11 protein-coding genes are annotated in these 11,162 nt (G+C 35.7%); 3 read left to right on the top strand and 8 right to left on the bottom strand.

Annotated elements, in window-relative coordinates:
- Positions 1-285 precede the first annotated feature (285 nt).
- Together DEU40_RS05830 and surE are read left to right on the top strand one after the other, a co-directional pair.
- Positions 286-456, top strand: coding sequence for a lmo0937 family membrane protein (locus tag DEU40_RS05830; protein ID WP_110008970.1), 171 nt, complete (start codon positions 286-288; stop codon positions 454-456).
- A 367-nt stretch (positions 457-823) separates the two neighbouring features.
- The gene (gene surE, locus DEU40_RS05825; RefSeq protein ID WP_110008969.1) at positions 824-1,612 is read left to right on the top strand and encodes a 5'/3'-nucleotidase SurE; all 789 of its coding nucleotides are present in this window, start codon (positions 824-826) and stop codon (positions 1,610-1,612) included.
- A 52-nt stretch (positions 1,613-1,664) separates the two neighbouring features.
- On the opposite strand, the gene DEU40_RS05820 is transcribed toward surE, so the two are convergent.
- The 3 genes from DEU40_RS05820 to DEU40_RS05810 are packed head-to-tail and all read right to left on the bottom strand — an operon-like array spanning position 1,665 to position 4,067.
- Positions 1,665-3,068 carry a radical SAM protein gene (locus tag DEU40_RS05820; RefSeq protein ID WP_110008968.1) on the bottom strand — a complete coding sequence of 468 codons (1,404 nt, stop codon included), beginning with the start codon at positions 3,066-3,068 and terminating at the stop codon, positions 1,665-1,667.
- 10 nt (positions 3,069-3,078) lie between these two features.
- Positions 3,079-3,315, bottom strand: a complete 237-nt coding sequence (locus DEU40_RS05815) for a hypothetical protein (RefSeq protein ID WP_110008967.1) — start codon at positions 3,313-3,315, stop codon at positions 3,079-3,081.
- Positions 3,312-4,067, bottom strand: a complete 756-nt coding sequence (locus DEU40_RS05810; RefSeq protein ID WP_110008966.1) for a prolipoprotein diacylglyceryl transferase — start codon at positions 4,065-4,067, stop codon at positions 3,312-3,314. The genes DEU40_RS05815 and DEU40_RS05810 overlap by 4 nt, the downstream gene beginning before the upstream one ends.
- A 61-nt stretch (positions 4,068-4,128) precedes the next feature.
- On the opposite strand from DEU40_RS05810, the gene DEU40_RS05805 reads away from it, so the two are divergent.
- A complete protein-coding gene (locus DEU40_RS05805) occupies positions 4,129-5,169 on the top strand; it encodes a GMP reductase (RefSeq protein ID WP_110008965.1) in 1,041 nt (346 codons plus the stop codon).
- 34 nt (positions 5,170-5,203) lie between these two features.
- Here DEU40_RS05805 and DEU40_RS05800 read toward each other — a convergent pair whose 3' ends face one another.
- From DEU40_RS05800 to DEU40_RS05780, 5 genes are all read right to left on the bottom strand, one after another.
- Positions 5,204-6,523 carry a DUF6056 family protein gene (locus DEU40_RS05800; protein WP_110008964.1) on the bottom strand — a complete coding sequence of 440 codons (1,320 nt, stop codon included), beginning with the start codon at positions 6,521-6,523 and terminating at the stop codon, positions 5,204-5,206.
- A gap of 3 nt (positions 6,524-6,526) precedes the next feature.
- Complete coding sequence (gene fabG, locus DEU40_RS05795) at positions 6,527-7,270, bottom strand: 3-oxoacyl-[acyl-carrier-protein] reductase (protein ID WP_041461954.1); 744 nt, start codon at positions 7,268-7,270, stop codon at positions 6,527-6,529.
- A 171-nt stretch (positions 7,271-7,441) separates the two neighbouring features.
- Positions 7,442-8,953, bottom strand: coding sequence for a WG repeat-containing protein (locus tag DEU40_RS05790; RefSeq protein ID WP_146207828.1), 1,512 nt, complete (start codon positions 8,951-8,953; stop codon positions 7,442-7,444).
- A gap of 6 nt (positions 8,954-8,959) precedes the next feature.
- A complete protein-coding gene (gene rsmI, locus DEU40_RS05785) occupies positions 8,960-9,634 on the bottom strand; it encodes a 16S rRNA (cytidine(1402)-2'-O)-methyltransferase (RefSeq protein WP_110008962.1) in 675 nt (224 codons plus the stop codon).
- Positions 9,635-9,636: 2 nt separating this feature from the next.
- On the bottom strand, positions 9,637-11,115 hold the full coding sequence (locus tag DEU40_RS05780; RefSeq protein ID WP_110008961.1) for a hypothetical protein: 1,479 nt from the start codon (positions 11,113-11,115) through the stop codon (positions 9,637-9,639).
- Positions 11,116-11,162: the final 47 nt, after the last annotated feature.

Raw genomic sequence — 11,162 nt, 5'->3', positions numbered from 1 at the left:
TTGGTACTGTTACAAATGATCAAATTTAATACCTTATTTACAAATATCGACAGTTTTGACGATTTTTATTTAAAGAGATTGACAAATAATCAGGACAGTGTCAGCCATTTCCTATTATCAGGCTGTTTGATTACAAAATGATACAGATCAGCCTTTTCTCAGGCATATGTGAAGCTTTGTTTTTTTAGTTAAAAACTAAAGAACACATACCACAAAAATCAATTTCATATCATAAAGGCATAAAATATGCAGAGAATTAATCATACAAATTCAAAATATTAAGTCATGAAAAGTTTATTATGGTTAGTAGCAGTCATCTGCATCGTTGTTTGGCTATTGGGAATGCTAGGAGTCGTTCCCGGAATGAGCACAGGTTATTTAATTCACGTTTTACTGGTTATTGCTATTATTGTTATTCTTTATAATATCATTTCCGGTAGAAAACCTCTCGACTAGTTTATTATTTTGTACAACCACTTAACATTAAAACTATCAGGCTTTACAGGTGTTCTTCACAGGATAACAACAGATTTTCATGGGAAGCACCTGTAAAATTCTGAGTTTGATAAAATAAAATTCATAGTAAACTTCCTTCATTTTAGTCAGATATTCTGCATCTGGTATTTTTCTTTATTGGTGCTTTGATCTTCACTCTCTGAAGCAAAAGCAGAAGGATTTTATTTCTATTTTCACAACAGCCAATCCCAATCTGGTATTTTATGGCGTCTGATTTTTACCTACATTTGATGTGTTGAAAATCTATTTGTTCAATTCTGAAAATGAACAAACTCACTCTATTTAAATAAAAAATTAAAGATAATTTATGGAAAGACCACTTATTCTGGTGACTAATGATGACGGAATTACAGCTCCTGGTATCAGAAATCTTGTCAGTTTTATGAATGAAATCGGAGAAGTAGTGGTTGTAGCCCCCAACTCTCCCCAAAGTGGAAAAGGCCACGCTATTACCATCAACTCTACCCTAAGTTACGAAGAAGTTACCCTGGACGGCCCGCAGACTGATTTTTCCTGCAGCGGAACTCCTGTAGACTGTGTAAAAATGGCTCTTGATAAAATTCTGAAAAGACGACCGGATATTGTGGTTTCAGGGATCAATCACGGGGCAAATTCTTCTATCAATGTAATTTATTCGGGTACAATGTCTGCTGCGGTAGAAGCTGGTGTGGAAGGAATTCCTGCTATTGGATTCTCACTGCTGGATTTCAGCTGGGAAGCAGATTTTACCCAGGCTAAAGAATTTATTCAGAATATCGTAAGAAGAACATTGGAAAATCCAATGCCAAAAGGAATTGTATTGAACGTGAATATTCCAAAACTCCCGGCGGAAGAAATAAAAGGTGTAAAAGTCTGTAAGCAGGCTCATGCCAAATGGGAAGAAAGCTTTGATGAAAGAATCAATCCACACGGTAAAAAATATTACTGGTTAACAGGTTATTTCAACAATATGGACGATTCTGAAGATGCCGATGAAACGGCATTGGCTAACGGATATATTTCTATTGTTCCGGTAAAGTTTGATCTTACTGCGTATGAATACATGAAAACATTGGAAGAAGTGATGACTTTTGAAGATGTAAAAGAAGTAAAATAACAAGGAAATAATAAAAGCGTGAAATCAGATTTCACGCTTTGCTTTTATATTGTTAAAATAATACTCTATCTTCTTTTCTGAGTTCTTCCAGATAAGCCTTTTTTTCATCTCTGTAGAAAAGGTTCATCGTTTCAAAAGGGATTAACTTCAGGTCTTTATTGACAATATGTACGCATGACTTCTTCACCGCTCTTACATCAAAATCATGAGCATCCATAAAGTTCATGATAATTATTCTGAAAAGGTTATCATAGTCAAGATCCGGAGCACAAACCTCCGGCAGGCAGCACAGTAACTGATTGACTTTAGGCTGAACTTTATCTACGGAAATTCCGGTGCTGAAAATATCCAGCAGCTGCATATGCAATCCTTTATCCTGTTCATAAACAATGGTATTCCTTGATTCATTATTCAGAAGATCTGCAGGATTGATATATCGGGTTAAAGGAATTGTTTCGCCCTGAAGTTTCAGGATATATCCCATAGCCAGCGCGTCCGGATTACATGGAACGGGAATAATATCATCAGAATGTAATAACGGAAACTGATTGATAATTTCCTGTCTTACTTCAGTTAAGGTAATTTTTTCATGAGCAGAATCTTCCCGGTTTCTTCCGGCAATTTCAACCGGCTGGAAGGTAATTCCTCTTACACATTTCTGTTTCAGGGCAAATTCTATAATTTTTCCTATTTCATCAATATTTTTATCTTTTTGAAGAACAATAACCAGTGTCGTAGAAAGGTTAAGCTCATTGAGTTTTTCCAGTGCTTTCATTCTGACCGCGGTAAGATCCTTCCCTCTGAAATCTTCCAGGACTTCAGGTCTAAATGAATCAAACTGAAGGTAAATTTCAAACTCGGGAGCATAGGTCGCCAGCTGTTCAGCAAATCCCGGATCATTGGCTATTCTGATTCCGTTGGTGTTCAGCATCAGATGTTTGATCGGTTTTGATTTGGCAATATCCATAATTTTGAAAAATTCCGGATGGATTGTAGGTTCTCCTCCACTGATCTGCACCACGTCCGGTTCCCCTTCATTTTTTACAATAACATCAAACATAGCCTCAATTTCTTCCAGGCTTCTGTGACTTCCATAGTGGGGTGAGGACATTGCATAGCAGGTTGGGCAGGTCAGATTACAGCGATCAGTCACTTCTACGATAGAAAGACAGCTATGCTGTTCATGATCTACACATAGTCCACAATCATAGGGGCAGCCATATTCCACATCGGTTCCGAAATGGAAGGGCATTTCAGAGGCTTTATTATAGTTTCTTATATTTTTATAATACTGTACATCAGAAGCTATTTTTGTTTTAAAAAATCCATGATCCGGACATCTTTTGGTCATAAAAACAGCTTCATCTTCAATAATGATTTTGGCACCTACCCTTTTAAGACATTCCGGGCAAAGACTGATTGTATAATCGTAATACGTATAATTTCTTACTGGCATAGCAAATTTTTTAAAGTCCTCCGCAAATATAACCGCTGATTAATCCACAGATCAGAAGGGATATCAGCATGGTCTGGATAAATTGTTTTCTGGTGAATTTTTGGTCTCCTTTCCTTTCATAAATAAGTTTTGTAATAAAAGCGACGATGAGGGAAAAAACCAGTGCAGCCAAAATAATTGCACCAATAATCATTACCACTACTCCAGCCAGATTGAGATTGCCTTCTAAAATAGTTAATGTTTTCATCTTGAATATTTTAAATATAAAGATCCGGTATTTTTGATTTTATAAATGTAGTAAATAATTACACAGATACATACCATTTGAATTGTACCTATATTTCCAATGATTTCTATTCTTGGTTTAATAAAATCCAAAAAGAATCGGAACGAAAAGTAGCTGAGCATAAACAGCTGAAAAATAAAACCTGAGGTGTACTTCTTACGATTCTGAATATACTTTAATCCAATCCACAGAAAAAGTAAAAAGGCTATTTCATACAAGGCAACAGGATGTCTGAGATATTGATCCCCCAAATGCATCCCAAAAACAGAATCAGTAGGAATACCATATGTTTCTTCACCAATACCTGTAAGAAAACATCCTATTCTGCCTATAATCATGGCCAATATCAGGGGAAAAACAATAAGATCTCCCGTACTTTCTTTATGATGTACAATCTTTTTTGCCAGCTCTACTCCCAATAAACCAAAAGCCAGTCCGCCTACAATAGTATTGTTTGACCAGACCTTTCTGACAGAAAAATTTTCAAACAATGCATAAGGATTTTCAAGATTACCGATCAGCTTGGAACCGATCAAAGCTCCGGCAGTAGCACCAATTAAAACTGCCGCAGAAGTATTGAAGGAAAGTTTTTCTTTAGACTTACGTTTCAGATAAAAATAATATCTCATGCCCAGAAACATTCCGGCAGCCTCAAAAAGCGGATGCGCAAGGATTGTTTTGCCGAAAATATGAAATGTTACAGGAAAATCCATTGTTTCAAAAATACACTATTTCATATTATTCACTACCTTTATTCTGACAAATAATTACAAAATGCGTATAGAATATGACATAAAACTCGGGTTCAAGGATGTAATGTTCCGCCCTAAGCGTTCTACTTTAAAATCCCGCTCGGAAGTTGATTTACAGAGAGAATTTACCTTTAAACATACCAGAAAAAGATGGACAGGAGTCCCTGTAATTGCTGCCAATATGGATACGGTAGGAACTTTTGAAATGGCAGTAGAACTGGCCAAGGAGAAAATTATTACCGCGGTTCATAAGCATTATACTCCTGAGGAATGGAGCAAGTTTCTCAACAGCCAGCCTGAAAGTATTCATCAGTATATTGCACTGAGTACCGGAACCGGAAAAGCTGATGAAGAGAAAATAAAACAGATTCTCAATAAGCACCCAAAAATTGAGTTTCTTTGCATAGATGTAGCCAATGGTTATTCTGAGCATTTCGTTGAATTTGTGAAGAAGGCAAGAGCCAATTTCCCGGATAAGATTATTATAGCAGGAAATGTGGTTACCGGAGAAATGGTAGAAGAACTTCTTCTGGTAGGTGCAGATATTATTAAAGTAGGTATTGGACCTGGGTCTGTGTGTACGACCAGAGTAAAAACAGGAGTGGGATATCCTCAACTTTCTGCGATTATTGAATGTGCAGATGCTGCTCACGGTTTGGGAGGGCATATCATTGCTGACGGCGGATGCAAAGTTCCCGGTGATGTAGCAAAAGCTTTCGGTGGCGGTGCAGATTTCGTAATGCTGGGCGGAATGTTTGCCGGACATGATGAAAGTGGTGGCGAAATGATTGAAGAAAACGGTAAAAAATATCGCCTTTTCTATGGAATGAGTTCTAAAACAGCCATGGATAAGCATTCCGGAGGTGTGGCAGAATATCGTGCTTCTGAAGGAAAAACAGTAAAGGTGGCCTATAAGGGTCCTGTTTCAGAAACCGTAAAGGATATTTTAGGAGGTGTACGATCTACCTGTACTTATGTAGGTGCTTCAAAGCTTAAAGAACTTTCCAAGAGAACTACTTTTATAAGAGTCCAGGAGCAGGAAAATCAGGTTTTTAAAGACTAAAAATAAAAGGCTTTAGAATATTTATCTAAAGCCTTTATTCTTTTGTTCTGATGTATTTTTTATTGAAATATTTTTCAAGCTGATCATTTACATAGGTTTTTTCCTCTTTTACAGAAGCCATTTCATCCATATATAAAATTCTGGGAACTTCTTTTATTTTATCTACCACAACAGAATCCTGAGACGAGTTTTTAATTATATCAACTCTCTGATTCATCTCTCTTTCATATTCCTTAAGATTTGTAGTCAAAAGCTCCATAACTATATTTTCACCATTAAAATCAATGTTAAAATAAGAATACTTTTCGGGGAAAATTTTCAATTCAGGTAGAAAAACAATGAAAAGAGAAACCCACCAAAAATTTTTAATTTTCTCAAATTTGAAAAAGACGATTAGTGAAAAACTAATTAAAAAATAGAAGATGATACTTTCAAACTGCCTTGCAATGGCGGTCAGAATATACCCTGTAAATAACAAAGGTATCAATGAAACCAACCAGAATAAAACAGCTTTTTTCAACAGTATCTGAGTAGCGATTTTCCTGAGTTCTTCTTCAAAAACCTTAATAAACAATGGAAGTACTGCGATAACCTTAAGCCCTACATATGCTGTATCAGCACCAAAAAGAGCAATCCTTTTCAACCATTTTACAACACCTCTTTCTACCTCTCCCATTCTGTTGAAATTTCCTGGTGCAAGAAAACATACCAGCAGGAAAACGGTTCCCAGGAGTGCCAAAAACAAGTTCTTTTTATTACGTTTCTGATAATAAGATACCAACAGAATTCCCCATACAATCAATGCCAGAATTTCATTAGAACCCATCAGCATTACGACAAGCAGTATGGAAAGATAAAACCAGATATTCTCTCCAGTATCTTTATTTTTTTTAATAAAATAGAGTAAAATACCTGCTAAAATTACAGGAACGAAATAGATATTTGAACCCGTGATCCAGAAGTAATGCTCAGGCAGGCTTACCAGAAGTATGGTATAAAAGAAAAACAAAAGGAAGCCTTTTTTGAGAGATTCTTTCAGAGAATAGTGGAAATATTCTTTCAGGTTTAATGCGGAAATTCCAATAAAGGAAAACATTAAAAAGACGGGATAGATTTTCGGAACAATATTGTTACTGTCATAAAAGACGGGATTAAACATATTGATAGAATACCCAAAATATCTTCCTCCCCATGTTGTATAAGTTTCTTTAAAACTTTCCAGTAGTCCCACTTTTCTGGTTGTATAGGACCAAAAATAATCATCGGTCTGATATACATTAAAGAAACTAATGTATGTCAGACCGATGAATAGTAAAACGGACAAGAATAAAACTATATTCTGTACTTTTTTCATTTTTTATGTTAACATTCCACCGTCAACGTTTAACGTCTGTCCGGTAATGTATGCAGACATTTCGCTGCCTAAGAATACACATGCATTGGCGATATCCGCTGGCTGTCCTCCTCTCTTCATTGGAATTTCTTCTCTCCATCCCTGAACGGTTTTTTCATCCAGAACAGCCGTCATTTCTGTTTCAATAAATCCGGGAGCAATAGCATTACATCTGATATTTCTTGATCCCAATTCCAATGCCACAGATTTTGTAAACCCGATCACTCCGGCTTTAGAAGCTGCATAGTTGGCTTGTCCGGCATTACCCTTCACACCTACTACAGAAGTCATATTAATGATAGATCCTGATCTTGCCTTCATCATCGGCTTAATTACTGCCTTTGTAAGGTTGAAAACTGAATCTAAGTTTACTTTGATTACTTTATCCCAATCTTCTTTGGACATTCTCAACAACAGGTTATCTTTTGTAATCCCTGCATTGTTTACCAAAATATCAATCTGCCCGAACTCTGCCATCACTTCCTCCACCAATTTCTGAGCAGCATCATAATCTGATGCGTCAGACTGATATCCTTTAATTTGGGTTACAGAACTTAAAGCTGCTTCTAATTCTTTTGCTTTGTCTACAGAGCCAGCGTAGGTAAATGCTACCTTTGCTCCCTGCTGAGCAAACATTTCAGCAATTCCCTTACCGATTCCTCTTGTAGCTCCGGTAATTAGTGCTACTTTTCCTTCTAATATTTTCATATCTATTGACAATTATTTTTTATAACTCGTTCAGCTAGTGACAGCTGCCTCTTCATGTTTCTACAATTCCTTTCTGGAATTAAACGGTTTGCAAAGATATTATAAAATGTTATTCAACCCATTTAAATTGTCAAAATACTAGCTTTTTTTTGATGAATATCAGAATTTTCATTAAAGTTGAACGGAATTATTTTTAAATCTGGTGAAATAAATAAAGTCTGTTTTTTTACTCTTATCCAGTCTTAATACCTCTTTCTGCCAAAAGTATTTATCATAAATAATGTCTTTCAAAGGCTCATTCTGAAAATTGGAAACCCCAAATTTTCCTTCTTTTTTCACGACAATCTCGTTTTCAGCATTTCCGAATGTGATAATATCTTCGTATACAAACGGTACAATTTCTGTTCCCTTCCCATCCAGGATTCCATAAAAGTTGTCTGTATTTCTGCAGACCAAAGGTTTTGAATACTGATTGAGAGGATTAAAATAGTCAACATCTTCATTTTTAATCTCGCTGATATTTTTCAACTCAGATATAGAATGATCTTTTACAGAAAATCTATAATAGCGGTCCTGCTTTCCAATGATAAGATTGTCGGGATAAAACCCGAAAATCTGAACTCCGTCTCCTACAATATTTTTAAGATCTTTATCTAAGAATTGTTCTTCATTTCCTTTTTTAAGGTAAATAAAATCTTTTCCTGAAACAGTAAAACTTTTGATAAAATCGTATTCCTGCGGAAAAATGATGTTACCCTGCAGGTCTATAATGCCGGATTTTTTTGCTTTATCATTATAAACACTGAATAAATTACCTAATAAAGGATTTACGTATTTAAAAGTCTGTGCGTACAGCTTTCCGTCTTTCTTACTGAAAACTGTTGTCTTTCCGTTTTTCGTAAGATAGATATATTCTTTTTTGCCAAAATATTCCGGAGTGATATCGTTAAAAATTTCTTCGGCAATCGTATTGTCTTCCGCATCAATCAAGCCATACTTTCCTGTACTTTTATTTTTAGTAATCAGATAAGGATAAGCATTGATGTTGACAACCTGTTTAGAAAATTTGTGCAGCGTTTGCCCGTTATTACCAATGATTTCACTTTCTCCATTTTCATTAATGATAAGTGCCCTGTCCTCTTCAAAGCTATAGTCTTCTTTAAATTCGCGATTGTTGAGCTGCTTTCCGTTAAAGTCATACAGAAACCATTTTTTATCTTTTAAAACAAAAAGTCTGTTCTTCCCTGAAAAACGGATTTTTTCCGAATAAGGAATGATTTCCTTTCCGTTAAAATCATAAACAGCTTCTGAATTCTGTTTTGATGAAATAATGCATTCTTCACTCCACCAGGGTGTATTAAATTCCTGATCGTTCAGAGGAATAAGTTCTTTTCCCTTTTCGTCAATAACAGCTGATTTTCTGCCATTTCCTTCCTCAGAATAAAGAATAAACCGGTTTTTGAAAACATGCAGAATACTTCCTTTGTAAGGAGATTCAAATGTAATAGTTCCCAAAGAATCCACAATTCCCTGTTTCTTATAATCAGTATCGTAGAATGTTCCATATCCTTCAGAATAAGAACTGATTTCTTTCCCCGTCTTTTTTGACAGGATCACCTTCATATATTGGTTAGTTTGTGCTGTACAGACTACAGAACACAATACAAAAACTAATTTTTTCAAAGAAAATTAAATAGAATTATTGACAATAAGGACGATCTCTCCTTTTAAAGTTTTACTCTTGGAGAACTCAATTAATTCATTGATTGTTCCTCTTTTAGTTTCTTCAAATTTCTTAGAAATCTCACGGCTTAAGCTTACTTTGGTTTCTTCTCCGAAGAATTCTTTGATCTGTTCCAGAGTGGTATTAATCTTATGAGGGCTCTCGTACAAAACGATGGTCTTTTTTTCTTCTGCAAGCTGCTTCAGTTTGGTTTGTCTTCCTTTTTTCTGCGGCAGAAATCCTGCGAATAGAAATTCATTATTAGGAAGCCCCGAAACAACAAGTGCCGGAATGAGCGCCGTAGCTCCGGGAAGGCAAATCATGTCAATATTATCATCTGCTCCTGCTTTGGCCAGCAAATATCCGGGATCTGAAATACCGGGAGTTCCTGCATCGGTAATAATAGCAATATTCTGCCCGTTTTTAAGGTCTGTAATCACTTTCTCTGTTGCCTGATGCTCATTATGTAAATGATAAGACTTTAAGGGCTTGGAAATCTCAAAATGTTTTAAAAGTATTCCTGAAGTTCTGGTGTCTTCACATAAAATATAATCTACTTCTTTCAGAACATTTACTGCCCTGAATGTCATATCTTCCAGATTCCCAACGGGTGTGGGAACAAAATATAGGATTCCGCTCAAAATTATAAGAATTTATTTTCCACCAATATCCAAAGTCTCTGTGCATATTCATCCACCTTATTCCATTTTCTGTCATAGTACAGATCACTCAGGTATTCTTTGGCTTCTTCCAGTGTTCTGAATTGGTTCAGCTGATAAACGGTATCATTCAGATCTGCCTGGCTTCCTTCAAAAAGCATCTTCGTGAAGGCAAGTCTGTCATTCAGATCCAGCTTAAATTCAGGTTTCAGCTTATCTGCTTCCATGAATTGGGTTGGAATATTGGATTTCAGAATACTTCCTGTATCTTCTTTAACAACAGGAGCTGTTTTTTCTTCCTTGGAAAGTTCCAGGTGGTCGTCATCAAAAAGTGACTGAACAGCCTTCATTCCTTTGATATTGGCTAATTTTATTTTTTTCTCCCGATGGTATTCTTCTAAATTTTCGAAGCTTTCATCGGAACGATGTTTATCTGTTTCTTCGGGAACAGGCTTGTCGATTTCGACAATCTTTCTGCGATCATAGACTTCAGCAAGAATACTTTCTTCTTTTACAGGTTCTTCAGAGTGGTCATTTTTGATCTCACTCAGAATATTTTCTACATTGGAAGTCTCTGTAGCCATTTCTCCCTGTTCTATGGAAATGTTTGAAGCCACAAATTGTTCTTCGTTTTCTTCAATCAGTATTTCATCATCCAGCGTCTCTGTATCAAAAATGCTCGGAATTGTTTCCGTTACAGAAGATTTTACATCATTTACTACAACAGAATCCGTTTCTTTTTCAGATTTCGTCACAATAATTTCATCTTCCTGTTCTTCTATTTCATTGAGCTGATTAGTGAAAACAGCTTCTTCCTCTGTGACTTCATTATAAAACAGATCTTCGTTAAGATCTTCATCCGAATCCGGTGTAGAATCTGCAAGGATTTTATCCTCATCCACAAAACTCAGAACAGCTCTTTGTTCTTCTGAAATTTCATTTTCATCAATTTCATTCAGCTGATTATTAAAAACTGCTTCTTCTTCCAGCGTTTCATTTCCAAAATCCTGTTCCTGATTTTCAGGTGCGTTTTCAGTCTTATTTTCTTCTACAAAGCTTACGATATTTTCATGGAATTCGTTTTCAACAATTTCATTCAGCTGATTATTGAAAACGGCTTCTTCTTCAGATTCCTCAGAAAAAACTTCATTTTCATCAATTTCGTTCAGTTCATTATTGAAAATAGCCTCCTCTTCGGTTACTTCACTTCCTGTATCATGATGTTCTGTTTCTCCTGAAACAAAAGAGACATACTGATGCTCCGGATTTTGTGCCGTATTATCTGTTACGAAGTATTCGATATTTTTTTCCAGCAGTTTCAAAAAAGAAATCCTGTTAGCAAGCTCATCTACAAGATCTTGCTTGGAAAGTAATTCGTCTATATTACTTATTTTGTCCAGATTATCAATGATATTCATGGATTCAAAAAAAATCTTTTCCTTTAAATCTTGGATATTCTGCATAATAAGATTCTTATTAAAATTGCTTACTTTTGATGTTAAAAATATAC

The organism is Chryseobacterium sp. AG844 (assembly GCF_003182335.1).
Lineage (GTDB): Bacteria > Bacteroidota > Bacteroidia > Flavobacteriales > Weeksellaceae > Chryseobacterium > Chryseobacterium cupriresistens.
The sequence above is the reverse complement of the archived record's forward strand: the minus strand, read 5'-3'. Positions and strand labels throughout refer to the sequence as shown.

What these genes read in the sequence shown, in the direction of transcription:
- surE (WP_110008969.1), top strand. Translation starts at nt 824, where the DNA reads ATGGAAAGACCACTTATTCTGGTGACTAATGATGACGGAATTACAGCT.
- DEU40_RS05820 (WP_110008968.1), bottom strand. Translation starts at nt 3,068, where the DNA reads ATGCCAGTAAGAAATTATACGTATTACGATTATACAATCAGTCTTTGC.
- DEU40_RS05805 (WP_110008965.1), top strand. Translation starts at nt 4,129, where the DNA reads ATGCGTATAGAATATGACATAAAACTCGGGTTCAAGGATGTAATGTTC.
- DEU40_RS05810 (WP_110008966.1), bottom strand. Translation starts at nt 4,067, where the DNA reads ATGGATTTTCCTGTAACATTTCATATTTTCGGCAAAACAATCCTTGCG.
- DEU40_RS05800 (WP_110008964.1), bottom strand. Translation starts at nt 6,523, where the DNA reads ATGAAAAAAGTACAGAATATAGTTTTATTCTTGTCCGTTTTACTATTC.
- fabG (WP_041461954.1), bottom strand. Translation starts at nt 7,270, where the DNA reads ATGAAAATATTAGAAGGAAAAGTAGCACTAATTACCGGAGCTACAAGA.
- DEU40_RS05830 (WP_110008970.1), top strand. Translation starts at nt 286, where the DNA reads ATGAAAAGTTTATTATGGTTAGTAGCAGTCATCTGCATCGTTGTTTGG.
- DEU40_RS05780 (WP_110008961.1), bottom strand. Translation starts at nt 11,115, where the DNA reads ATGCAGAATATCCAAGATTTAAAGGAAAAGATTTTTTTTGAATCCATG.
- DEU40_RS05815 (WP_110008967.1), bottom strand. Translation starts at nt 3,315, where the DNA reads ATGAAAACATTAACTATTTTAGAAGGCAATCTCAATCTGGCTGGAGTA.